The sequence below is a fragment of the Pantoea sp. nfd-35 genome, from assembly GCF_056892255.1.
Map to the genome: position 1 here is coordinate 2,064,313 of NZ_CP122403.1, position 23,396 is coordinate 2,087,708.

General features: G+C 51.6%; 22 protein-coding genes. 15 read left to right on the forward strand and 7 right to left on the reverse strand.

The genetic code is table 11. The features are described 5' to 3' along the window. Positions 1 to 19: 19 nt before the first annotated feature. Positions 20 to 475 (reverse strand): YchJ family protein, encoded by a 456-nt coding sequence (locus P9J57_RS09645; RefSeq protein ID WP_014593829.1) that lies wholly within the window; start codon positions 473 to 475, stop codon positions 20 to 22. Between the two features lie 97 nt (positions 476 to 572). On the opposite strand from P9J57_RS09645, the gene rssA reads away from it, so the two are divergent. From rssA to P9J57_RS09670, 5 genes are all read left to right on the forward strand, one after another. Then, positions 573 to 1,484: a patatin-like phospholipase RssA gene (gene rssA / locus P9J57_RS09650; RefSeq protein WP_014593828.1), complete on the forward strand. Its 912-nt coding sequence runs from the start codon at positions 573 to 575 to the stop codon at positions 1,482 to 1,484. A 99-nt stretch (positions 1,485 to 1,583) separates the two neighbouring features. Further along, positions 1,584 to 2,600 carry a two-component system response regulator RssB gene (gene rssB, locus P9J57_RS09655; RefSeq protein WP_014605716.1) on the forward strand — a complete coding sequence of 339 codons (1,017 nt, stop codon included), beginning with the start codon at positions 1,584 to 1,586 and terminating at the stop codon, positions 2,598 to 2,600. A gap of 195 nt (positions 2,601 to 2,795) precedes the next feature. Beyond that, positions 2,796 to 3,704, forward strand: coding sequence for a UTP--glucose-1-phosphate uridylyltransferase GalU (gene galU, locus P9J57_RS09660; protein WP_014593827.1), 909 nt, complete (start codon positions 2,796 to 2,798; stop codon positions 3,702 to 3,704). A 21-nt stretch (positions 3,705 to 3,725) separates the two neighbouring features. Continuing rightward, a complete protein-coding gene (locus P9J57_RS09665; RefSeq protein ID WP_013025970.1) occupies positions 3,726 to 5,066 on the forward strand; it encodes a UDP-glucose dehydrogenase family protein in 1,341 nt (446 codons plus the stop codon). 14 nt (positions 5,067 to 5,080) lie between these two features. After that, on the forward strand, positions 5,081 to 6,088 hold the full coding sequence (locus P9J57_RS09670; protein ID WP_014593826.1) for an NAD-dependent epimerase: 1,008 nt from the start codon (positions 5,081 to 5,083) through the stop codon (positions 6,086 to 6,088). 84 nt (positions 6,089 to 6,172) lie between these two features. Here the strand turns inward: P9J57_RS09670 and hns are convergent, their stop codons facing one another. Next, positions 6,173 to 6,580 carry a histone-like nucleoid-structuring protein H-NS gene (hns, locus tag P9J57_RS09675; RefSeq protein WP_014605719.1) on the reverse strand — a complete coding sequence of 136 codons (408 nt, stop codon included), beginning with the start codon at positions 6,578 to 6,580 and terminating at the stop codon, positions 6,173 to 6,175. 415 nt (positions 6,581 to 6,995) lie between these two features. Here hns and tdk point away from each other — a divergent pair, with 415 nt between their 5' ends. Further along, entirely contained in the window at positions 6,996 to 7,619 is a 624-nt protein-coding gene (tdk, locus tag P9J57_RS09680; RefSeq protein WP_024471785.1) for a thymidine kinase, read from the forward strand. Between the two features lie 232 nt (positions 7,620 to 7,851). Here tdk and adhE read toward each other — a convergent pair whose 3' ends face one another. After that, the gene (gene adhE, locus P9J57_RS09685; RefSeq protein ID WP_015700205.1) at positions 7,852 to 10,539 is read right to left on the reverse strand and encodes a bifunctional acetaldehyde-CoA/alcohol dehydrogenase; all 2,688 of its coding nucleotides are present in this window, start codon (positions 10,537 to 10,539) and stop codon (positions 7,852 to 7,854) included. Between the two features lie 437 nt (positions 10,540 to 10,976). On the opposite strand from adhE, the gene P9J57_RS09690 reads away from it, so the two are divergent. The 7 genes from P9J57_RS09690 (at position 10,977) to oppF (ending at position 19,575) form a co-directional block, all read left to right on the forward strand. After that, the gene (locus tag P9J57_RS09690) at positions 10,977 to 11,624 is read left to right on the forward strand and encodes a YchE family NAAT transporter (RefSeq protein ID WP_013025965.1); all 648 of its coding nucleotides are present in this window, start codon (positions 10,977 to 10,979) and stop codon (positions 11,622 to 11,624) included. A 582-nt stretch (positions 11,625 to 12,206) separates the two neighbouring features. Beyond that, complete coding sequence (locus P9J57_RS09695; RefSeq protein WP_105082726.1) at positions 12,207 to 13,823, forward strand: ABC transporter substrate-binding protein; 1,617 nt, start codon at positions 12,207 to 12,209, stop codon at positions 13,821 to 13,823. A 157-nt stretch (positions 13,824 to 13,980) separates the two neighbouring features. After that, positions 13,981 to 15,621, forward strand: coding sequence for an oligopeptide ABC transporter substrate-binding protein OppA (oppA, locus tag P9J57_RS09700; protein WP_014593821.1), 1,641 nt, complete (start codon positions 13,981 to 13,983; stop codon positions 15,619 to 15,621). Between the two features lie 87 nt (positions 15,622 to 15,708). Next, positions 15,709 to 16,629: an oligopeptide ABC transporter permease OppB gene (oppB, locus tag P9J57_RS09705; protein ID WP_013025963.1), complete on the forward strand. Its 921-nt coding sequence runs from the start codon at positions 15,709 to 15,711 to the stop codon at positions 16,627 to 16,629. A gap of 14 nt (positions 16,630 to 16,643) precedes the next feature. Further along, a complete protein-coding gene (gene oppC / locus P9J57_RS09710) occupies positions 16,644 to 17,552 on the forward strand; it encodes an oligopeptide ABC transporter permease OppC (protein ID WP_013025962.1) in 909 nt (302 codons plus the stop codon). Positions 17,553 to 17,563: 11 nt separating this feature from the next. Then, positions 17,564 to 18,577 carry an oligopeptide ABC transporter ATP-binding protein OppD gene (oppD, locus tag P9J57_RS09715; RefSeq protein WP_483279486.1) on the forward strand — a complete coding sequence of 338 codons (1,014 nt, stop codon included), beginning with the start codon at positions 17,564 to 17,566 and terminating at the stop codon, positions 18,575 to 18,577. Further along, positions 18,574 to 19,575, forward strand: a complete 1,002-nt coding sequence (gene oppF, locus P9J57_RS09720; protein ID WP_013025960.1) for a murein tripeptide/oligopeptide ABC transporter ATP binding protein OppF — start codon at positions 18,574 to 18,576, stop codon at positions 19,573 to 19,575. The genes oppD and oppF overlap by 4 nt, the downstream gene beginning before the upstream one ends. A 46-nt stretch (positions 19,576 to 19,621) precedes the next feature. Here oppF and P9J57_RS09725 read toward each other — a convergent pair whose 3' ends face one another. Further along, positions 19,622 to 19,951: an HI1450 family dsDNA-mimic protein gene (locus tag P9J57_RS09725; protein WP_196492568.1), complete on the reverse strand. Its 330-nt coding sequence runs from the start codon at positions 19,949 to 19,951 to the stop codon at positions 19,622 to 19,624. Positions 19,952 to 19,989: 38 nt separating this feature from the next. Beyond that, the gene (gene cls / locus P9J57_RS09730) at positions 19,990 to 21,450 is read right to left on the reverse strand and encodes a cardiolipin synthase (RefSeq protein ID WP_013025958.1); all 1,461 of its coding nucleotides are present in this window, start codon (positions 21,448 to 21,450) and stop codon (positions 19,990 to 19,992) included. Positions 21,451 to 21,612: 162 nt separating this feature from the next. Here cls and P9J57_RS09735 point away from each other — a divergent pair, with 162 nt between their 5' ends. Continuing rightward, positions 21,613 to 21,786: a YciY family protein gene (locus P9J57_RS09735; protein WP_006119368.1), complete on the forward strand. Its 174-nt coding sequence runs from the start codon at positions 21,613 to 21,615 to the stop codon at positions 21,784 to 21,786. Between the two features lie 29 nt (positions 21,787 to 21,815). Here P9J57_RS09735 and P9J57_RS09740 read toward each other — a convergent pair whose 3' ends face one another. Together P9J57_RS09740 and P9J57_RS09745 are read right to left on the reverse strand one after the other, a co-directional pair. Further along, a complete protein-coding gene (locus tag P9J57_RS09740) occupies positions 21,816 to 21,989 on the reverse strand; it encodes a hypothetical protein (protein ID WP_013025956.1) in 174 nt (57 codons plus the stop codon). A gap of 69 nt (positions 21,990 to 22,058) precedes the next feature. Further along, on the reverse strand, positions 22,059 to 22,355 hold the full coding sequence (locus P9J57_RS09745; RefSeq protein ID WP_014605725.1) for a YciI family protein: 297 nt from the start codon (positions 22,353 to 22,355) through the stop codon (positions 22,059 to 22,061). Between the two features lie 197 nt (positions 22,356 to 22,552). Between P9J57_RS09745 and tonB the strand changes: the two genes are divergently transcribed. Further along, on the forward strand, positions 22,553 to 23,311 hold the full coding sequence (tonB, locus tag P9J57_RS09750) for a TonB system transport protein TonB (RefSeq protein WP_483279487.1): 759 nt from the start codon (positions 22,553 to 22,555) through the stop codon (positions 23,309 to 23,311). Positions 23,312 to 23,396: the final 85 nt, after the last annotated feature.

Sequence of the window (23,396 nt, forward strand, 5' to 3'; positions counted from 1 at the left end):
CGTTACGCAGGCAACTGCCTTAGCCGCAACATTTTTTGTATTTTTTATCGGCGCCACAAGGACAGCGATCGTTACGCCCAATAGCGGGCGTCACTCCGTCTACATAGTACCAGCGTTGATCCTCGCGAAGAAAGCGTGAACGTTCGTACATTGCCCGATCGGCGCCGTTTTCACGATAACGGGCGAAAAAAGTCACAAACGATTCATCATCATCGCGCCCCGGTTCACGCTGCGTGATGTTCAGGCTCAGCCATTCAGTACCAGCAAAACTTTCAGACAACAGTCCCGCAAGTGCCGGATCGCGCCGGGTAGGATGCCAGGTAGACACCAGGTAGTTGACGTCATGTTTGACATAAGCGCAGTAGCGAGAGCGCATAAGTTGTTCAGCTGATAAGGGAATTTCTGCTCCTTTAACAAAGGGCTGACAACATAGGCTATACTGCTTGCCGCTACAGCAAGGGCAAGATTCGGACACACTTTCTCCTGTTAATCACAGTCGTTGTTGATGATATCGTTTACTTTATCTGACCCATGCTTATGACGCTACGTATTGACGCCAGGAACCGAGCAAGATGAGAAAGCAAAAGATTGGATTGGCTCTGGGTTCCGGTGCCGCCAAAGGATGGGCGCATATCGGCGTCATCGAAGCGTTGGAAAGCGCAGGCATTGAAATTGACGTAGTCGCCGGGTGTTCAATCGGTGCCCTGGTCGGTGCGGCTTATGTCAATCACCGGTTGCCCCATATGAAAAAATGGGTCAGCGCTTTTAGCTACTGGGATGTGATCCGCCTGATGGATCTCTCCTGGCAGCGCGGCGGACTCCTGCGCGGTGAACGCGTATTTAACCATGTCCGCCAGCTCATCACGAATGATGCGCTTGAGTCATGCCATAAGCCCTTTGGCGTAGTGGCGACCAACCTGAGCACCGGGCGTGAATTATGGCTCACTGAGGGAGAATTGCATCAGGCGGTTCGCGCTTCCTGCAGTATGCCAGGTTTATTACCACCGGTCGGCTACAATGGATATTGGCTGGTAGACGGTGCCGTGGTGAATCCGGTGCCGGTTTCGCTAACGCGCGCACTGGGCGCTGATGTGGTTATTGCCGTCGATCTTCAACACGATGCGCACCTGATGCAGCCTGATTCAATGGTGCTGACGCCGCAGAGTTCTGAAGAACATGCCGCGGCTGTCGCACTGAATCTTGACTGGCGCGGAAAGCTGCGCCAGAGGCTGGTCAGTTTTACCCAGCGACGGGCATCACAAGTGCCGGGCGCGATGGAGATCATGGCAACATCCATTCAGGTCCTGGAAAATCGCCTGAAGCGAAACAGGATGGCAGGCGATCCGCCCGATGTGCTTATCCAGCCGTTTTGTCCACAAATATCCACGTTGGATTTTCATCGTGCAGAAGAAGCTATTGCGGCTGGGAAGGTTGCCGTTGAGAAACAAATGGATGAATTATTACCGCTGGTCCGTAGAAGATAATCTGGTTGTTCACGCACAGATGTTACTTCGGTCTATTCTGAAAGGCGCAACTGCGTTTTATGAACCACTATTGAATTATCGGGTACGCAGGGGGATGGAATGGAAAAACCACTGATCGGCAAAAAGATACTCATTGTCGAAGATGAGGCCGTTTTCCGTTCGCTTTTAAACCAATTTCTGTCATCGATGGGGGCTGTCACAGTTGAGGCAGAAGATGGCCTCGAGGCTATTGAGCAACTGAAGCAGCATGCTGTGGAGCTGGTGATTTGTGATCTTGAGATGCCGCGCATGAGCGGTATCGAATTCGTTGAACACGTGCGCAGCCGGGGTAACAGCGTCCCGATTTTGATTATTTCCGCCACAGAAAATATGTCCGATATTGCTCAGGTTTTGCGTCTTGGCGTACAGGATGTGCTGCTTAAGCCGCTAAAAAACTTTGAACGTTTTCGTGAAGCGGTTTACGAATGCCTCTATCCCTCCATGTTTACCTCAAAGGTGGAGGAAGACGAGCAGCTGTTTCAGGACTGGGACGCTCTGGTTCGCGATCCCTCTGCGGCGGCAAAACTCCTTAAAGAACTTCAGCCACCCGTACAACAACGCATTGCTAACTGTCGGATCAACTATCGGCAACTGACGATGGCCGAGCAGCCAGGTCTGGTGCTGGATATTGCGGCGCTTTCAGACAAAGATCTCGCCTTTTATTGTCTTGACGTTACGCGCGCTGGCGACAACGGCGTACTGGCCGCCTTGCTTTTGCGCGCCTTATTTAACGGACTCCTTCAGGAACAGTTATCTGGCCAAAAACAACGCTTACCTGAGCTGAGCAGTCTGCTCAGACAGGTTAATTTGCTGCTGCGCCAGGCAAATCTGACCGGTCAGTTCCCGTTGCTGGTGGGCTACTATCACCGCGGATTAAAAAATCTGGTACTGGTTTCAGCCGGATTAAATGCAACGCTGCACGTTCAGGCCCATCAAATACAACTCAGTAACGGTGTGCCACTTGGCACTATGGGCAGTACACATACTAACCAAATAAGCCAGCGCGCTGATGACTGGCAATGCCATATTTGGGGGGCCGGAGGCCGCATACGACTGATGTTATCGTCTGACCAGTAAACCCGAATGGATAGTTTATTATCTGATGGGAGACAGGGCCAGAAGTTAGCTTTACACTTGGGTAATAGTCTTAAATTCTACGGATAGCGGTCTTCCAGGATAAATCCGTTCACGACTAACTGATATACTCATTTCCGAATTTAAACCGACATATCAAGCATTAAAACTTGAACGGCCTATAAGAGAGGTATTTTGATGTCTGCCTATAAGACCAAAGTAAAAAAAGCGGTAATTCCAGTAGCGGGTTTGGGTACACGTATGTTGCCTGCTACCAAAGCGATTCCAAAAGAAATGTTGCCGCTGGTTGATAAGCCGTTAATTCAGTATGTCGTTAACGAGTGTATTGCTGCGGGTATTAATGAGATTGTGCTGGTTACTCACTCCTCTAAAAACGCCATTGAGAACCATTTTGATACCAGTTTTGAACTGGAGTCTATGCTGGAAAAACGCGTCAAGCGCCAGCTGCTGGACGAAATTCAGTCCATCTGTCCTCCGCACGTGACCATCATGCAGGTCCGTCAGGGCATCGCGAAAGGTCTGGGCCATGCGGTCATGTGTGCACATCCTCTGGTCGGCGATGAACCTGTTGCGGTCATCCTGCCTGACGTGATCATCGACGAATACGAATCTAACCCAACCAAAGATAACCTGGCAGAAATGCTGAGCCGTTACGAAGAGTCTGGCCGTAGTCAGATCATGGTTGAGCCCGTCAGCGATGTGACGGCATACGGTGTTGTAGATTGTCAGGGTGCAGAACTGAATCCTGGTGACAGCGCGCCTATGGTCGGGGTTGTTGAGAAACCTAAAGCGTCTGAAGCGCCATCCAACCTTGCGGTTGTCGGTCGTTACGTTCTGTCTGCGGATATCTGGCCACTGCTGGCGAAAACGCCTCCAGGTGCCGGTGGCGAAGTTCAGCTCACCGACTCCATTGCCATGCTGATGGATAAAGAAACCGTCGAAGCCTATCACCTGAAAGGGGTAAGCCACGACTGTGGTAACAAACTGGGTTATATGCAGGCTTTCGTTGAATATGGTGTCCGCCATCCGGTATTGGGTAAAGAGTTCACTGAATGGCTCAACAATACTGTTAGCGATAAAAAGTAATTTTAAACACAGGATAGCTCAATGAAAGTCACTGTATTTGGTATCGGCTATGTCGGTCTGGTTCAGGCTGCGGTGTTGGCCGAAGTCGGACATGACGTTCTCTGCATTGATGTGGATGAAAACAAGGTCGAGAACCTTAAAAAAGGCAAGATCCCAATTTTTGAGCCGGGTCTGACGCCGCTGGTTATGTCGAATTACGAATCGGGTCGCCTGAAGTTCAGCACTGATGCTGCTCAGGGCGTGAACCACGGTGTAATGCAGTTTATCGCCGTCGGCACGCCGCCTGATGAGGACGGCTCGGCCGATCTGAAATATGTTACTGCCGTAGCGCGTACCATTGCTCAGCACATGACAGATCACAAAGTCGTGATTGATAAGTCAACGGTACCGGTCGGAACGGCTGACAGAGTCCGTGCTGTCATGACAGAAACGCTGCAGGCGCGCGATGCCAACATCAGCTTTGATGTGGTATCCAACCCAGAGTTCCTGAAAGAAGGCGCGGCCGTTAACGACTGTATGCGCCCTGAGCGTATCGTTGTCGGCACCGACAATGATGACGTGGTGGAGCTGTTGCGTGAGCTGTATGAGCCATTCAACCGTAACCACGATCGTATGATTTTGATGGATATTCGCAGTGCAGAACTGACGAAGTACGCCGCTAACTGCATGCTGGCGACGAAAATCAGCTTTATGAACGAAATTTCCAATCTCGCAGAACGTTTAGGTGCGGATATCGAAAAAGTGCGCCAGGGGATTGGTTCTGACTCACGTATCGGCTATCACTTTATCTACCCAGGCTGCGGCTATGGCGGTTCCTGCTTCCCGAAAGACGTTCAGGCGCTGATCCGCACAGCGGAGTCTATTGGTTATACACCGCGCCTGTTGAAGGCGGTGGAAGACGTCAACGACAGCCAAAAGACAAAGCTGCCCACCTTCATTAAACGCCACTTCGGTGACGATCTGAAAGGTAAAACGTTTGCGCTGTGGGGCCTGTCATTCAAGCCCAACACAGATGATATGCGCGAAGCATCCAGTCGCGTGTTGATGGAAACGTTATGGGAAGCGGGTGCCTCTGTTCAGGCGTTCGATCCGGAAGCCATGGACGAAGCGCAGCGCATCTATGGTCATCGCGACGATCTGAAGCTGATGGGAACCAAAGAAGCGGCGCTGCACGGTGCAGACGGCCTGGTGATTTGTACGGAATGGCAAAATTTCCGTGCACCTGACTTTGACGTGATTAAGAGCGCACTGAAAGAACCCGTGATTTTTGATGGACGTAACCTGTATGATCCAGAGCGTATCAGCAAACGCGGCTTCGTTTATTATGCAATCGGCCGCGGAGCATCTATCCAGGCTGTGTGATTAACGAGGGATTTATGAATTTTCTGGTAACCGGCGCAGCAGGCTTTATTGGCTTTCATGTCAGTCAACGCCTGCTGGCCGCCGGTCACCAGGTTGTCGGTCTTGACAACCTGAATGACTACTATGATGTAAACCTTAAACAAGCTCGCCTTGATATCATCGGTGACAATCCATCCTTTACCTTTATTAAAGCCAATTTGGCCGATCGTCAGGCTATTGCCACACTTTTTGAACAGCACAATTTTCAGCGCGTTATTCATCTGGCCGCTCAGGCAGGGGTGCGTTACTCACTCGAAAACCCCCATGCGTATGCCGATGCAAACGTCATTGGGCACCTGAATATTCTTGAAGGCTGCCGCCACCATAAAATCGAGCATTTGCTTTATGCTTCATCCAGTTCGGTTTATGGCCTGAATAACAAGATGCCATTTTCAACAGAAGACAGCGTCGATCATCCCGTGTCATTGTATGCCGCGACGAAAAAAGCCAATGAGCTGATGTCGCATACCTATTCACATCTCTATCAATTGCCTACCACTGGCTTACGTTTTTTCACGGTCTATGGCCCGTGGGGACGTCCGGACATGGCGTTGTTTAAATTCACCCGCGCAATGCTTGCAGGCGAGGCGATAGATGTTTATAACCAGGGGCAAATGAAGCGCGACTTTACTTATATCGATGATGTTGCAGAGGCGGTTATTCGCTTGCAGGATGTTATCCCGCAGGCGGACGCAGACTGGACCGTGGAAACGGGTTCTGCCGCGTCAAGCTCTGCCCCTTATCGCATATATAACCTTGGCAATAGCCAGCCGGTGAGTCTGATTCACTATATTGAAGCGATTGAGAAAGCGCTGGGTGTGAAGGCAAATAAAAATCTGATGCCCATGCAACCGGGGGACGTGCTGGCAACCAGCGCGGACACAACCGCATTATTTAATACCATTGGATTTAAACCCCAAACCGGTGTTGATGAAGGCGTAAGGCGCTTTGTAGACTGGTATCGAAATTTCTATTCAATCTGAAAATAAAAAAAAGGAAGCGATCGCTTCCTTTTTTTTCTGGTGCGGATAATCGTAAAGCTAACAATAAGCGAAACAGGCTAAGCATTACAGCAGGAAGTCGTCTAACTGCTTACCTTGTTCTTCCATGGCTTTCTTGATTGCTGCTGGCGTACGGCCCTGACCCGTCCAGGTTTTGGTCTCGCCATTTTCATCTACAAACTGATATTTAGCCGGGCGGGCAGCACGTTTGGCTTTGCCAGCCGTTTTTGATTCTGACAGAGTATTGAATAATTCGTTGGGATCGATACCATCCGCTAACAGCATCTCGCGATATTGCTCAAGTTTACGCGCACGCTCTTCGTTTTCAGCTTTAGAGTTTGACTCTTCGTCGCGACGTTCATTTACCACGACGTCCAGTTTTTCCAGCATTTCTTCCAGCGTTTCCAAAGAACACTCTCTGGCCTGGGCACGCAGCGTGCGGATATTATTAAGATTTTTAAGTGCTTCGCTCATTGTCCTGATCTCTGAATAATTAATAGGAGAGTTGTTCTGCCCGCTAATAGTAGTGGTGGAGAAAAATAAGTTCAACATTAAATTAATTTTTAGCTTAAAAAGAGTAAGCGAGGAATTTATTAAATTATTAATTCACCCCGATGACGTGTGATGTCAGGTGGGTTGAATCAATGAAAAGATTAAGATCTTAGCTGAAAATGCGCTGATACATTATCTGTATAAAAATAATGTTTAATCACACATGTGCTTTAATATTTATCCTGACCTAAAGACCCAATGCCGCATCATATTAACCGCTGCATCATCAATGAGTGATGCTAATCTGAACAGCATAAGGTGAAAATCCCCCCAGCAGCAACCTGTAGATATGGTAAAATCGGCCCTGTTTTTTCATCGTATCCGAGAATCGGCGCAAATGGCTCAACTCTATTTCTACTATTCGGCAATGAACGCCGGTAAATCAACCGCATTATTGCAGTCATCCTACAATTATCAGGAACGCGGGATGCGCACGCTCGTCTATACCGCTGAGATCGACAATCGCTTCGGCGCAGGCAAGGTGAGCTCGCGTATTGGATTATCTTCTCCTGCGGTGCTTTATAATGCAGCCAGCCAGCTTGATGTGGAAATTGCCCAGGAACATGCGCGACAACCCGTTCACTGTGTACTGGTGGACGAAAGCCAGTTTCTGACGCGTGAGCAGGTTAAGGCCTTGTCTGACGTGGTAGATAATCTGGATATTCCCGTACTCTGCTACGGGCTGCGTACCGATTTTCTTGGTGAACTCTTCACCGGTAGCCAGTATCTTCTGGCATGGGCGGATAAGCTGGTAGAGCTGAAAACGGTCTGTCATTGTGGACGTAAAGCGGGCATGGTGCTGCGTCTGGACAGTGACGGTAAACCTTTCAGAGAGGGGGAGCAGGTCGTCATCGGCGGCAACGAACGTTATATCTCCGTATGTCGTAAGCATTATAAAAAGGCGATAGAGCAGGGTTGTTTGCAGGCCATCCATGGGGCGCAAACCCCCGTGGGGGAATAAATAGCCCTCAACCAGCGCCAGGCTGCTTTTCCATGGCGCTCGTTAAGGGCGCAAGGCGATGTGATCACGGACTTTATCCCTTTTCCCGTCCGGCTCAGGTCAATATTCTCTTCACTACGCTGATGCACCAGGCAGCAGTGTTTATCAAAGCGATAAATCCGCCATAAAAAACCCCTTGAGGCACGGGCCAGACAAGGGGTTTCGGCAGCCCGTTCATCGGGCGCGGAGCGGATTAGGCTTTTTTAGCTTTCTTCGCCGCTTTGCTGTCACTGACAGGCTGAGCCTGGGCAGCCTCGGCGGCACTGGCGAACGGCTCGACAAATTTGCGTCCGTAGTAGCTGTCCAGCATCAGCTGTTTGAGTTCGGCAATCAGCGGATAACGTGGATTCGCGCCAGTACACTGGTCATCAAAGGCATCATCCGCCAGTTTATCGACTTTCGCCAGGAAGTCAGCCTCCTGCACACCGGCTTCACGAATTGAGGCCGGAATACCCAGTTCCGTTTTGATTTCATCCAGCCATACCAGCAGCTTCTCAATTTTCTGGGCAGTGCGGTCGCCCGGCGCGGTGAGACCAAGATGATCCGCAATTTCAGCATAACGACGACGCGCCTGGGGACGATCGTACTGGCTGAATGCGGTTTGCTTAGTAGGGTTGTCATTGGCGTTATAGCGAATAACGTTGGAAATCAGCAGCGAGTTAGCCAGTCCATGAGGAATATGGAACTCAGAGCCAAGCTTATGCGCCATTGAGTGACAAACCCCGAGGAAGGCGTTAGCAAAGGCGATACCGGCGATGGTGGCGGCATTATGTACACGTTCACGGGCAACCGGATTTTTTGCACCTTCTGCATAACTCGCCGGTAAGTTCTCTTTAAGCAGCTTAAGCGCCTGCAGTGCCTGACCATCGGAGTATTCATTGGCCAGAACGGACACATAGGCTTCCAGCGCGTGCGTCACCGCATCCAGACCGCCGAAGGCACAAAGTGAACGTGGCATATCCATGACCAGGTTGGCATCAACGATAGCCATATCCGGCGTCAGCGCATAATCGGCCAGCGGGTATTTCTGTCCGGTCGCGTCATCCGTTACCACGGCAAAAGGCGTCACTTCTGAACCTGTGCCTGAGGTTGTCGTAATGGCCACCATGCGCGCTTTCACGCCCATTTTAGGGAACTTATAGATACGTTTGCGAATATCCATAAACCGCAGTGCCAGCTCTTCAAAATGGGTTTCTGGATGCTCATACATGACCCACATGATTTTGGCTGCATCCATCGGCGAACCGCCGCCCAGGGCGATGATCACGTCTGGCTTAAAGCTGTTCATCTGTTCTGCACCTTTCCGCACGATGCTTAAGGTGGGATCCGCTTCAACCTCAAAGAAAACTTCGGTTTCGATGCCGTGAGATTTTAAAACGCGGGTGACCTGATCGGCATAACCGTTGTTAAACAGGAAGCGGTCAGTCACCACAAACGCGCGTTTGGCACCGTCGGTGGCGATCTCTTCAAGCGCAATGGGTAAAGAGCCGCGACGGAAGTAAATGGACTTCGGAAGTTTATGCCACAACATATTTTCAGCTCGCTTAGCGACGGTTTTCTTGTTGATGAGATGTTTGGGCCCCACGTTTTCAGAAATGGAGTTACCGCCCCAGGAACCACAACCCAGTGTCAGAGAAGGGGCGAGTTTGAAGTTATATAAATCACCAATACCGCCCTGAGAAGCTGGCGTGTTGATCAGAATGCGGGCTGTTTTCATCTTGTCGCCAAAATAGTGCACGCGCGCTGTCTGATTGTCCTGGTCGGTATACAGACATGACGTATGACCAATACCGCCCATCGCCACCAGTTTCTCCGCTTTGCTGACGGCATCCTGATAATCTTTAGCACGGTACATCGCCAGTGTCGGCGACAGTTTTTCATGAGCGAAAGGCTCTGATTCATCGACCCGTTCAACTTCGCCAATCAGGATTTTGGTTTCACCAGGTACGCTGATGCCGGCCATCTCCGCAATCTTCACCGCAGGCTGGCCCACAATGGCGGCGTTAAGCCCACCGTTTTTTAGAATGATATTTTGTACCGCACTCAGCTCCTGTCCCTGAAGCAGATAGCCACCATGGCTGGCGAAGCGCTCGCGCACGGCGTCGTAGACGGCATCCACCACGATAACCGACTGTTCAGAGGCACAGATCACACCGTTATCAAACGTTTTTGACATCAGGATGGAGGCAACGGCGCGTTTAACATCAGCTGTTTCATCGATGACAACGGGCGTGTTACCGGCCCCCACGCCAATCGCCGGCTTACCTGAGCTGTAGGCGGCTTTGACCATGCCGGGGCCACCCGTCGCCAGAATCAGGTTAATATCAGGATGGTGCATCAACTGATTGGACAGTTCCACAGAAGGTGCATCAATCCAGCCTATAATGTCTTTGGGCGCGCCAGCGGCAATCGCTGCCTGCAGGACAATATCCGCCGCTTTGTTCGTCGCATCTTTGGCTCGAGGATGGGGGGAGAAGATAATCCCGTTGCGGGTTTTAAGGCTGATAAGTGCCTTGAAAATCGCGGTGGAGGTAGGGTTAGTGGTGGGGACGATACCGCAAATCAGGCCGATGGGTTCAGCGATTGTGATGGTGCCAAACGTATCATCGGTGTCCAGTACGCCGCAGGTTTTCTCATCCTTATAGGCGTTGTAGATGTATTCAGAAGCGAAGTGATTTTTAATGACTTTGTCTTCAACAATGCCCATGCCCGATTCTGCCACCGCCATTTTAGCGAGTGGAATTCGGGCATCCGCGGCGGCCAGTGCGGCTGCGCGGAAGATGGCATCGACCTGTTGTTGAGAAAAATTGGCGAATTCTTGCTGGGCTTTTTTTACACGTTCAACCAGTGCATTGAGTTCAGCGACATTAGTAACGGCCATTGTGCTCTCCTGAGGAAGTTAAACTTTTTTTAGTAAACAAGCCTGAATCCCTGAGTATAGCCATGGTGCAAACGGCACGGTTTACGGGAATAAAGCAGCGGTTTTTCAATTGTTTACTAAAAGAGCTTCTCTCTGTTTCGAAATAATGAGACCTGCGTTACTGACAGAGAAAGAGTATCGGGTTTGGGAGAGAACAATGATGATTTAGATCAATTTAAACCCAAGCTGACTCCTTTCAGCTCTGCATTCAGGGGGGCCGGGCTGGGGGATAATAAACGGGGCGTAAAAGTAACATCTTCCACAAGATAGTTAATGCGTGGTTAAAGCCACTAAATTGTAAGTAAAATAACAGCATAAATAACTGCTTAGGCATCTGGCGCCCACGGCTTTTTTCACTTACATTAGGCGCGTTTTTCATCTGGGATGGGGAGTTAACCGTGAATCCTGCGTTATTAGATCTGTCTGGCTATATCAAGTTTTTCGTAGGCCTGTTTGCACTGGTTAATCCCATCGGCATCATTCCGGTATTTATTAGCATGACCCGCTATCAGGGCGTGGCAGAACGCAATAAAACCAACCTGACGGCCAACCTCGCGGTGGCGATTATTCTCTGGACCTCGCTGTTTCTGGGCGATGCAATCCTGCATGTCTTCGGTATCTCTATCGACTCGTTTCGCATTGCGGGCGGGATTCTGGTGGTGACCATCGCTATGTCGATGATTAGCGGCAAGCTGGGCGAGGATAAGCAAAATAAGCAGGAAAAAACGGAAACGGCAATTCGGGAAAGTATTGGCGTGGTTCCCCTTGCGCTGCCGCTCATGGCGGGCCCAGGCGCCATCAGTTCGACTATCGTCTGGAGCACACGTTATAACAACTGGCTCAACCTTTTGGGTTTTACCGTTGCGATTGCTGTTTTCGCCTTTAGCTGTTGGCTGCTGTTCCGCGCAGCGCCTTTAATGGTCAGGCTGTTAGGGCAGACAGGGATTAACGTGATTACCCGTATCATGGGATTGCTGTTAATGGCGCTAGGTATTGAATTTGTGGTGACCGGCATCAAGGCAATTTTTCCCGGTCTGGTTGGGTAAACCGACTTATTTAATCGCGCTTAAGAAGAAATGAACCAATAAGGTGCAAAAGGCGATTTTTTTGCACCGTATTGATGCAATTATTTGCCTCTCTTCACATCCTTCTTCAGTTATCACTTCCGCTAATAACCTTTGCTGCAGCGCCAGTGCTGGCATCGCGGCATGTCACTATATTCACACTATATTCTGCTTCCGCAGCGGAAGTTGGCATGATTAATGCTGGTCTACGTCGCTTAAACCGTTTTTTAAATGATGTGACGGTGTGTATTCACACTACAACAACGCAACGCCAGGGTCTAAATGTTGTTTTTTGGTTAAATTGACATCAATGTGATGAGATTGTTTATTAATCAGTCTGTTAAGCTATTTTTAGGGCAAAAATTAACACTTCCACTGGGAAAAATCTCATGATAAAAGAGAAACAGGTAACATTTTAGCGATTTAGTTTTGGCGCCCCTCTGCAGCATCTGCTAATTTTCGGCGCATTAATAATGTTTTCCCAAACGTCAAAAGCAAAAGATTTATTCCTTATTGATGCTGGGATATCAGAATAAAAATTGGCATTTAACAAGGGTGTGGGAAATGAACGCGCAGCACTACCTGGCTTGTCTGGCACTAACCTTAACCGCATTGCCCACCTGTGCTGCCACCGTGCCATCAGACGTGACGCTCTCCGCCGTCCAGCAAATCGTGATTAATAACGGTTCGGAAGTTGCCTCGCTCGATCCGCATAAAGTCGAAGGTGTACCGGAGTCAAACATCATCCTCAACCTGCTGGATGGGCTGGTTAACACGGACAATAACGGTAATGTGGTGCCGGGTGTGGCTGAGCGCTGGGAAAACCAGCAAGGTAAAATCTGGACATTCACCCTGCGCGGCAATGCCAAATGGAGCAATGGGGAGCCGGTTACGGCACAGGACTTCGTTTACAGCTGGCGTCGTCTTGCCGATCCTAAAACTGCGTCGCCCTATGCCAGCTATCTGCAGGCTGCCCATATTGCGAATGTCGATGCGATTCTTGCTGGTAAAGTTGCCCCCGATCAACTGGGCGTGAAAGCCCTGGACGATCGCCATCTGCAAATTACCCTGACCGAACCGGTGCCTTATTTAGTGGCCATGCTGGCGCACACCGCGATGAAACCCGTTTACGCACCTGCCATCGAAAAGTGGGGTGAGGGCTGGACCCAACCCGGTCACTATATCGGTAACGGCGCCTATACGCTGAATGACTGGGTGGTGAATGAGAAAATTGTTCTGAAGCGTAATCCTCTTTACTGGAACAATGCTCAGACCGTTATTGAGCAGGGAACGTTTCTGGCCATCAGCTCGGAAAACAGTGATATCAATCGCTATCGCAGCGGTGGCATTGATATGACCAACAGCGCGGTTCCGCCCGACCTGTTTGCTAAATTGCGCAAAGATATGGGTGATGAGGTTAAAGTCAGTCCGCTGCTCTGCACCTTCTATTACGAAATTAATAACAAAAAACCGCCGTTCACCGATGCCCGCGTGCGCGCTGCGATCAAAATGACGCTGGATCGCGATATCATCGCTCGTAAGATCATGGGGCAAGGGCAAATTCCGGCCTACAGCTTTACGCCGCCTTACATCGCAGGCGCTGCGTTATCTTCCCCAGACTGGATGGCGTGGACACAGCCGCAGCGCAACGCGGCTGCGAAAAAACTGCTGGCCGAGGCGGGTTACAACGATAAAAATCCGCTGCGCTTTACGCTGCTCTATAACACATCCGATCAAAACAAAACCCAGGCCATCGCCGCCGCGTCCATGTGGCAACGCAATTTGGGCGCGCTGGTTACGTTGCAGAATCAGGAATGGAAAACCCTGCTGGAAACCCGGCATCAGGCACAATATGACGTTGTGCGCGCCACCTGGTGTGCGGATTACAATGAGCCCTCAACATTCCTGAATATGTTCCAGAGCCAGTCGTCGACCAATACCGCGTTTTACCACAGTGCGGAATACGACCGTCTGTTAGCCGCAACATTAACGGCTGAAAATGAAGCGGACCGCGCATCATTGTATCAGCAGGCAGAAACACAACTCGACAAAGACTCAGCAATTGTGCCAGTTTACTATCGCGTCAGCGTGCGGCTGGTTAAACCCTGGGTTGGCGGTTTTACTGGCCACGATCCGCAGGACATGACAGACCTGAAATACTATTTCATTAAAAAACACTGAGTCACGCGCTTAACCGGCGGCACAGTCGGGAAGGGCGTGGCCGTGCAGACCACACAACAGGGTCAATACGCCCCAGGTGGCAAACACCGGGGACCCGAATACGGGGAACGCTGAGGTCGCAAACACCCTCAGTGAAAATAAAAAACTGGAGTTAAGAATGAACAACATCACGAAAAAAACCTTGATTGCTGCCAGCGTCTTTGCAGCGATGAGTGCGCTCGCAGCGAACAGCGTTATGGCAGCCACAGTACCTGCCGGCGTAGAACTGGCCGCGAAGCAGGAGCTGGTTAAAGGAAACGGTAGCGAGGTTCAGTCACTGGATCCGCATAAAATCGAAGGCGTTCCGGAATCTAACGTGAGTCGTGATCTGCTGGAAGGTCTGGTCATCAGCGATACGGATGGTCATCCCATTCCTGGTGTGGCTGAAAGCTGGGATAACAAAGACTTTAAAGTCTGGACTTTCCACTTGCGTAAAAATGCAAAATGGTCAAATGGTGAACCTGTCACTGCTCAGGATTTCGTCTACAGCTGGGAGCGTTTGGCCGATCCGAAAACCGCATCGCCTTATGCCAGCTATCTGCAATACGGCCATCTGGCTAACGTTGATGATATTATCGCTGGCAAGAAGCCGCCTACAGACCTGGGCGTAAAGGCGATTGACGATCATACACTGCAAGTGACCTTAAGCGAGCCGGTGCCTTATTTCTATAAATTACTCATTCACCCCTCAATGTCGCCAGTTAATAAAGCTGCAATCGAAAAATTCGGTGACAAGTGGACTCAGCCAGAAAACTGGGTGGGTAACGGTGCGTTTAAGTTGGAATCACACGTTATCAACGAACGTATTACCGTTGTGCGTAACCCTGAATACTGGGATAACGCGCATACCGTGCTGAACAAAGTCACTTTCCTGCCAATCTCGTCGGAAGTCAGCGATGTAAACCGTTACTTCTCTGATAACGGCAGTGACATGACCTATAACAACCTGCCTATTGAGCTGTTTAAAAAATTGCAGCGTGACAACGGTAAAGAGCTGCATGTTGACCCGTATCTGTGTACCTACTACTACGAAATCAACAACCAGAAAGCGCCATTTAACGATCCGCGCGTTCGCGCTGCGCTTAAGCTCGGCATCGATCGCGACATTATCGTAGACAAAGTCCTGGCGCAGGGCCAGAAACCGGCTTACAGCTACACGCCGCCAGCGACAGATGGTATGGAATTGGTGAAGCCTGAGTGGTTTACCTGGTCACAGGAAAAACGCAATGCCGAAGCGAAAAAGCTGCTGGCTGAAGCCGGTTATACGCCAGAAAAACCGCTGACCTTTAATCTGCTGTACAACACCTCTGACCTGCATAAGAAACTGGCCATTGCCGCGTCGTCTATCTGGACGAAAAACCTGGGGGTGAAAGTGAAGCTGGAGAACCAGGAGTGGAAAACCTTCCTGGATACCCGCCACCAGGGCAACTTTGACGTTGCGCGTGCAGGCTGGTGTGCAGACTACAACGAACCGACATCGTTCCTGAACACCATGCTGTCTGACAGCAGCAACAATACCGCGCACTATAAGAGCCCAGCTTTCGACAAGCTGATGAAAGATGCGTTGGCCACTACAGATGATAAAGCGCGTTCGGCTGATTACGAGAAGGCAGAGCAGCAGCTGGATAAAGACTCTGTGATCGTGCCGCTTTACTACTACGTTAACACGCGCCTGGTGAAACCTTATGTTGGCGGTTATACCGGTAAGGATCCGCTGGATAACGTAGCAGACAGAAACCTGTACATCATCAAGCACTAATAAAACACCAAGAACAGCGGCGGCGCGTTACGCGCCGCCAGTACTTTTTTTAATGCAATGTGAAGCACCAGCCTGGTAGGTACGGCAATGTTAAAATTCATTCTGCGTCGGTTGCTTGAAGCAATTCCGACGCTTTTCGTTCTGATTACCATTTCCTTCTTTATGATGCGACTGGCGCCCGGCAGCCCTTTTACCAGCGAGCGCACCCTGTCGCCAGAGGTCATGGCAAATATCGAGGCGAAATATCACCTCAACGATCCTATCGGTAAGCAATACGTTGATTATCTGATTCAACTGGCGCATGGCGATTTCGGGCCCTCGTTCAAGTACAAAGACTATTCGGTCAATTACCTGGTCGGCCATGCCTTCCCGGTTTCAGCCAAACTCGGCCTTGCTGCCTTTATCCTGGCGGTGGTTCTGGGCGTCACGGCGGGCGTTATCGCGGCGCTGAAGCAGAACAGCCTGTGGGATTACGTTGTGATGGGGGTGGCAATGACCGGCGTGGTGATACCGAGTTTTGTGGTAGCGCCGCTATTGGTTCTGGTGTTCGCAATCACGCTTAAGTGGCTGCCGGGTGGCGGCTGGAATGGCGGTCAATGGAATTACATGCTGCTGCCGATGGTGGCGCTCTCACTGGCCTACATTGCCAGTATTGCGCGCATCACCCGCGGCTCAATGATTGAAGTTATGCACTCCAACTTTATCCGTACCGCGCGAGCGAAAGGGCTGCCGCTGCGTCGTATCGTGTTACGTCATGCACTGAAGCCTGCGCTGCTGCCGGTCATTTCCTATATGGGGCCGGCCTTTGTGGGCATCATTACCGGTTCTATGGTCATCGAGTCGATTTACGGACTGCCGGGTATTGGTCAGCTGTTCGTGAACGGTGCACTTAACCGTGACTATTCACTGGTGCTGAGCCTGACCATCCTGGTGGGGCTGTTGACCATCCTGTTTAATGCGATCGTCGATGTGCTGTATGCCGTTATCGACCCGAAAATCCGCTACTGATTCTGGAGTTCGCCATGATGTTAAGTAAGAAAAATAGCGAAGCTCTTGATGCATTCAGTGAAAAACTGGAAGTCGAAGGGCGAAGCCTGTGGCAGGATGCCCGTCGTCGTTTCATTCATAACCGCGCCGCATTAATCAGCTTGATGGTGCTGATGCTCATCACGCTGTTTGTGATTTTTGCGCCTATGCTGTCGCAATTCTCCTATTTCGATACCGACTGGGGAATGATGTCATCACCGCCCGATACCACGTCGGGACACTGGTTTGGCACCGACTCCTCGGGGCGCGATTTGCTGGTGCGCGTAGCCATTGGCGGGCGCATTTCACTGATGGTCGGGATTGCTGCCGCGCTGATCGCCGTGATCGTGGGAACCTTGTACGGTTCAATCGCGGGTTATCTGGGCGGGAAAACCGATTCCGTGATGATGCGTATTCTGGAAATCCTTAACTCCTTCCCGTTTATGTTCTTCGTTATCCTGCTGGTGACCTTCTTTGGCCGCAATATTCTGCTGATCTTTGCCGCTATCGGCATGGTGTCCTGGCTGGACATGGCGCGTATCGTGCGCGGGCAGACATTAAGCCTGAAGCGCAAAGAGTTTATCGAAGCTGCACACGTTGGCGGTGTTTCCACCTGGAAAATTGTGACGCGCCATATCGTCCCCAACGTTCTGGGCGTCGTGGTGGTTTACGCTTCGCTGCTGGTGCCCAGTATGATCCTGTTTGAATCTTTCCTGAGCTTTCTGGGGCTGGGAACGCAGGAGCCACTGAGTAGCTGGGGCGCACTGCTCAGCGATGGTGCGAACTCCATGGAAGTCTCGCCGTGGCTGTTACTGTTTCCGGCGACGTTCCTGGTCGTCACCTTGTTCTGTTTCAACTTTATTGGCGATGGCCTGCGTGATGCCCTCGACCCCAAAGATCGTTAAGGAGTTTCCCGATGACTATTCATGAATTTCAGCCTGCTCAGGCTGCGCGCGCGGGAAGCGAACTGCTGCTTGAAGTGCAAGATTTACGCGTAACCTTTGGCACGCACGATGGTGACGTCACCGCCGTTAACGATCTCAACTTTTCACTGCGGGCAGGTGAAACCTTAGGGATTGTGGGCGAGTCGGGTTCGGGTAAATCCCAGACCGCCTTTGCGTTAATGGGGCTGCTGGCCAGCAACGGGCGCATCGGTGGTTCGGCGTTGTTCAACGGTAAAGAGATCCTGAATCTGCCTGAGAAACAGCTGAACCGACTGCGTGCCGAGCAAATCGCCATGATCTTCCAGGATCCCATGACGTCACTGAACCCCTATATGCGGGTCGGCGAGCAACTGATGGAAGTGCTGAAGCTGCATAAAGGGATGAGCAATGCACAGGCATTTGAAGAGTCAGTAAGAATGCTGGATGCGGTTAAAATGCCGGAAGCGCGTAAACGTATGAAAATGTATCCCCACGAGTTTTCGGGTGGGATGCGTCAACGTGTGATGATTGCGATGGCCCTGATGTGTCGGCCTAAGCTGCTGATTGCCGATGAGCCGACAACCGCACTGGACGTCACGGTTCAGGCGCAGATCATGACCTTGCTGAATGAGCTTAAGCGCGAGTTTAACACCGCGATCATTATGATCACCCACGATTTGGGTGTGGTTGCGGGCATTTGCGATAAAGTTCTGGTGATGTATGCCGGACGCACCATGGAATATGGCCGCGCCCGTGATGTGTTTTATCAGCCCGCACATCCCTATTCTATTGGTTTGCTGAACGCCGTACCCAGACTGGATGCGGAAGGGGAAAGTCTGACGACGATACCGGGTAATCCGCCTAACCTGCTGCGTTTGCCGCAGGGTTGTCCTTTCCAGCCGCGCTGCCCTCACGCCATGGATATCTGCTCCAACGCACCGCCGCTGTTACCTTTTGCAGAAGGGCGTTTGCGCGCCTGCTTTAAGCCGGTGGAGGAACTCGTATGAGCAGCCTGGCAGAAAAGAAAGTGTTACTCGAAATCGCCGATCTGAAAGTCCATTTTGATATCAGGGATGGCAAGCAGTGGTTCTGGCAGCCGCCAAAATCTCTCAAGGCGGTGGACGGTGTCAGCCTGCGCCTGTATGAAGGTGAAACCCTGGGCGTCGTCGGGGAATCCGGCTGCGGCAAGTCTACGCTGGCGCGGGCCATTATTGGCCTGGTAAAAGCCACCGAGGGCCGCGTTTCATGGCTCGGGCGTAACCTGCTGGGGCAGAGTGAAGAAGAGTGGCGTAAGGCGCGAAGCGATATCCAGATGATTTTCCAGGATCCGCTGGCCTCGCTGAATCCGCGTATGACAATCGGCGACATCATTGCAGAGCCGTTACGCACTTATCATCCGGAGCTGTCGCGTCAGGATGTCAAAGATCGCGTCAAGACCATGATGATGAAGGTAGGGCTCCTGCCTAACCTGATCAACCGCTATCCACACGAGTTCTCGGGTGGACAGTGCCAGCGTATCGGTATTGCGCGCGCATTGATACTTGAGCCTAAGCTGATTATCTGCGACGAGCCGGTGTCGGCCCTGGACGTGTCCATTCAGGCTCAGGTCGTTAACCTGCTGCAGCAACTGCAACGTGAAATGGGCCTGTCGCTGATTTTTATCGCCCATGACCTCGCGGTGGTTAAACACATTTCCGACCGCGTGCTGGTGATGTATCTGGGGCACGCCGTGGAGCTGGGCACCTACGATGAGGTGTATACCAATCCGCAGCATCCCTATACCAAAGCGCTGATGTCGGCGGTGCCGATTCCCGATCCGGACCTGGAGAAGAATAAGCAAATCCAGCTCCTGGAAGGGGAATTACCCTCACCGATTAATCCGCCCTCCGGCTGTGTGTTCCGGACGCGCTGTCCGATTGCCGGCCCTGAGTGTGCGAAAACCCGACCGCTGCTTGAAGGCAGTTTCCGCCATGCGGTGTCCTGCCTGAAGGTGGATCCGCTGTAAAACAAAAAGCCGGGCAATCGCCCGGCTTTATATTCATGGTGTTACGCTATTCACGCCACAAAATATGGCACAGCTTGTGATCTTTTTCGCGACACAACAGCACGCGCGCAAAAACATCAGTAATAGGTTCGCCATCCGCTTCGCCCAGACCGATAACCACTTCTGAGAAAAAATCTGGATTCAAATCGAAATCCACATGATCCTGCCAGTCATCGGAAGGGTCAAACAGCTCTGCGCCACCACGCTCTTCAAACTGCAGGTTGAAAAGAATGATATCGGCCGGATCAAGATTATCGCCAGCCAGTTCAAGAAAAATGTCATAGGCCTGTTCCAGCGTTTCGTCTTCTGTCAGGCGGTTATTCAGATCCATGCTCAGTCCCGTTTATCTAAGGGCAGTTCGTAATTTCGCTCGTTTTACAGTAAAGGGCTGAAGAAGTAAAACAGTCGTTCGACAATCCGCTGCCACCAGGCACGTTTTGCCCAGCGTTTGGGATCGAGCAGACGCGAACGGGCAATATAGTCATCCTGCACGCAGGCCAAATCGCTGCCGAATCCGGCATCATCGACAGCCAGGGTAATTTCGAAATTCAGCCACAGGCTACGCATGTCCAGGTTAACGGTTCCCACCAGGCTCAGTTGACCGTCCACCAGCACGCTTTTGGTATGCAGCAGGCCATCTTCAAACTGGTAGATTTTTACCCCTGCCTCAAGCAGCTCGCCAAAGAAGGAGCGGCTGGCCCAGCCGACCAGCAAAGAGTCATTGTGAAGGGGAACCACAAGACTCACGTTAACGCCCCGCATGGCCGCCGTGCAAATGGCATGAAGCAGATCGTCACTCGGCACCAGATAGGGCGTGGTCATGATAAGCTGCTCACGCGCTGAATACACCGCCGTGAGCAGGGCCTGATGAATCAAATCCTCCGGAAAACCGGGACCGGAGGCGATAACCTGCACCGTGTGCCCACTTTCCTGTTCAAACGGCATGATATTGCGGTCTGGCGGCGGCGGCAAAATACGCTTACCGGTCTCAATTTCCCAGTCACAGCTGTAGACAATTCCCATGGCGGTGGAAACCGGACCTTCCATGCGCGCCATCAGGTCAACCCACTGGCCTACGCCGGCCTCTTGTTTAAAAAAGCGCGGATCAACCAGGTTCATGCTGCCGGTGTAGGCAATATAGTTGTCGATCAGCACCATTTTACGATGTTGACGCAGGTCCATACGGCGCAGGAATACGCGCAGCAGGCTCACCTGGAGCGCCTCAACGACGTCAATGCCTGCATTGCGCATCATGCCCACCCAGGGGCTTCTGAAAAACGCCACGCTGCCCGCTGAATCCAGCATGAGGCGGCAGTGAACGCCGCGGCGTGACGCGGCCATTAACGACTCGGCGACCTCATCCGCCAGACCGCCCGGATTCCAGATATAGAACACCATCTCGACATTGTGGCGAGCCAGCTGGATATCGCGAATCAAGGCTTTCATGACGTCATCAGAGCTGGTCAGAAGCTGCAACTGATTGCCTTTTACGCCCGCAATGCCCTGGCGGTTGTTGCACAGTTGAAACAGCGATCGTGCGACGTCGCTGTAATCTGTCGCAAAAATTTCGCTGCGTTTCTTTAAATCATTTAACCAGCGAGCGGTGGAAGGCCACATGGTACGTGCGCGTTCAGCGCGGCGCTTACCCAAATGTAATTCGCCAAAGGACAAATACGCGATGATGCCAACCAGCGGCAGAATAAAGATAATCAGCAGCCATGCCATCGCTGAGGTAACGGCCCGTCGCTTCATCAGGATGCGCAGCGTGATCCCGGCAATCAGTAACCAGTAACCAAACAACAGCAACCAACTGATAAGCGTGTAAAACGTGGTCATTAAGTGGACATCCTGTTCGCGCTTGAGTCAGAGAAGTTTACGTGGAGATGAGGGGGAGCGAAACCCTTAATAATAGCGGCGTTTCGATGAGAGATCCGATTTGGCATTCGCTCAGAGATCTTTATAATGCGTGCGCGTGAGTTTGATGCCAGAGAGGAAGTGATGAGACGAAGCAGAAACGAAGTGGCCCGCTGGAGAATGTTACGTCAGGTACAGCGCAGACGTTCACGCTGGCTTGAGGGGCAGTCACGTCGCTATAAACGGATTCACGGAATTCGCCATCAACTGGCGCAGCAGCAGCGTCGTTCGATTCTGTTTATCACACAAAATCTGTAATCGATCAGCCGCCCGGCGCGGCTGAGACATTAATGCCCGGTCATCAATAACTTGACGTTAACCAGCTGTACCGCAGCGGCCAGGACGATCAGCATGACGATCAGGTGCTTTTTATTCCGCCAGCCGTGTTTTCGCCACAGATAAAGCGCCGCACCTACTAACAGCATAATCACCAGCAACAGGGTGATAATAATCGATTGCATAAAATATCATCTCGAAAAAAAAGCTTCTGAGCGGCTGCCCGGAAGCTCTTTTTTGGCTGCGGAGTTAAATCAGAAGACGCGCTTAAACGGCTTAACGCTAACCTGCTTGTAAACACCGGCGGCGATGTAGGGATCGTCTGCAGCCCAGGCCTGCGCCGTTTCCAGCGACGGGAATTCGGCGACGACGGTGGAACCGGTAAAGCCCGCAACGCCCGGATCGTTACTGTCGACCGCAGGCATAGGACCGGCGACGATTAACCGACCTTCTTCATGTAACAGCTTCAGACGTGCCAGGTGAGCGGGGCGCACGGCGTTGCGTTTTTCCAGAGAATCGGCGTTATCTTCAGCATAAATGACGTAAAGCAATTGGGCGCTCCCATTAACTCTTAAATTTGGCAACACGGTAAGGGATAGTTAAGTAGAGTGCAAACGAAACCTTGCGTCAATGGCCTCTGCAGCATATTGGGCTAAACAGGCTTTTTTAGCCGCAAAACAAGGAGGTTATTGAAACTGATTGCTATTTGCATTTAAAATCGTGACTTGATTTCACTACTGCGATTGCTATGACCACGCTGACTATGCCCTTACCGAAACGCACGCCTGTCGCCATGATCTTGTCTGTTGCACTGCACGGTGCAGTCATTGCGGGTGTTCTTTATGCGTCTTTTCATCAGACCATTGAGTTACCTAAAGCATCACAGCCGATTAGCGTGACGATGGTTACACCGGCCGTTCAGCCAGAACCTGCAATCGCCCAACCCGCGCCGCAACCGACGCCTCAGCCAGAACCGGAACCCGTACCGGAGCCTCAACCTGCGCCAGAGCCGCCAAAAGCCGAACCGGTGCCGATCCCCAAACCTGAACCTAAGCCTAAGCCAAAGCCAAAGCCCCGTCACGAGCCTAAGCGTGAACAACCCAAGCGCGAGGTGAAACCGCGTCAGGACGTGAAACCGCAGGCAAATCCGTTCAGCCATGATACGGCCGCCACCCAAAGCAAGCCTGCCACCGCGCCAAAAAGTACGCCGTCGGCAGCACCCACGCAAAGTGTTTCCTCCGGGCCCAAAGCGCTTAATATCAGCAAGCCGTCTTATCCGCCACGGGCGGCGGCCTTGCGCGTTGAAGGACGCGTCAGGGTAAAATTTGACGTAGACAGCGACGGCCGGGTCGATAATATCGAAATCCTTTCTGCCGAACCGCGCAATATGTTCGAACGTACCGTTAAGCAGGCCATGCGAACGTGGCGTTATCAGAGTGGAAAACCGGGCAGCGGCCTGACGATGAATATCGTATTCAAAATTAACGGCGGGGCCAGCATCGAATAGCCGGAGAAAGGCTGTCTGAAGGGCGCTTGTGGCGCCGTGAGCGATCGCAACCTGCGCGTCGCTTACGGCAACAGGGAATTATCTG

Excerpts from the sequence above, each read along its gene's own strand:
- rssA (WP_014593828.1), top strand. The coding sequence starts at position 573 with ATGAGAAAGCAAAAGATTGGATTGGCTCTGGGTTCCGGTGCCGCCAAA.
- rssB (WP_014605716.1), top strand. The coding sequence starts at position 1,584 with ATGGAAAAACCACTGATCGGCAAAAAGATACTCATTGTCGAAGATGAG.
- galU (WP_014593827.1), top strand. The coding sequence starts at position 2,796 with ATGTCTGCCTATAAGACCAAAGTAAAAAAAGCGGTAATTCCAGTAGCG.
- P9J57_RS09665 (WP_013025970.1), top strand. The coding sequence starts at position 3,726 with ATGAAAGTCACTGTATTTGGTATCGGCTATGTCGGTCTGGTTCAGGCT.
- P9J57_RS09670 (WP_014593826.1), top strand. The coding sequence starts at position 5,081 with ATGAATTTTCTGGTAACCGGCGCAGCAGGCTTTATTGGCTTTCATGTC.
- hns (WP_014605719.1), bottom strand. The coding sequence starts at position 6,580 with ATGAGCGAAGCACTTAAAAATCTTAATAATATCCGCACGCTGCGTGCC.
- tdk (WP_024471785.1), top strand. The coding sequence starts at position 6,996 with ATGGCTCAACTCTATTTCTACTATTCGGCAATGAACGCCGGTAAATCA.
- adhE (WP_015700205.1), bottom strand. The coding sequence starts at position 10,539 with ATGGCCGTTACTAATGTCGCTGAACTCAATGCACTGGTTGAACGTGTA.
- P9J57_RS09695 (WP_105082726.1), top strand. The coding sequence starts at position 12,207 with ATGAACGCGCAGCACTACCTGGCTTGTCTGGCACTAACCTTAACCGCA.
- oppA (WP_014593821.1), top strand. The coding sequence starts at position 13,981 with ATGAACAACATCACGAAAAAAACCTTGATTGCTGCCAGCGTCTTTGCA.
- oppB (WP_013025963.1), top strand. The coding sequence starts at position 15,709 with ATGTTAAAATTCATTCTGCGTCGGTTGCTTGAAGCAATTCCGACGCTT.
- oppC (WP_013025962.1), top strand. The coding sequence starts at position 16,644 with ATGATGTTAAGTAAGAAAAATAGCGAAGCTCTTGATGCATTCAGTGAA.
- oppD (WP_483279486.1), top strand. The coding sequence starts at position 17,564 with ATGACTATTCATGAATTTCAGCCTGCTCAGGCTGCGCGCGCGGGAAGC.
- oppF (WP_013025960.1), top strand. The coding sequence starts at position 18,574 with ATGAGCAGCCTGGCAGAAAAGAAAGTGTTACTCGAAATCGCCGATCTG.
- cls (WP_013025958.1), bottom strand. The coding sequence starts at position 21,450 with ATGACCACGTTTTACACGCTTATCAGTTGGTTGCTGTTGTTTGGTTAC.
- P9J57_RS09735 (WP_006119368.1), top strand. The coding sequence starts at position 21,613 with ATGAGACGAAGCAGAAACGAAGTGGCCCGCTGGAGAATGTTACGTCAG.
- P9J57_RS09740 (WP_013025956.1), bottom strand. The coding sequence starts at position 21,989 with ATGCAATCGATTATTATCACCCTGTTGCTGGTGATTATGCTGTTAGTA.
- tonB (WP_483279487.1), top strand. The coding sequence starts at position 22,553 with ATGACCACGCTGACTATGCCCTTACCGAAACGCACGCCTGTCGCCATG.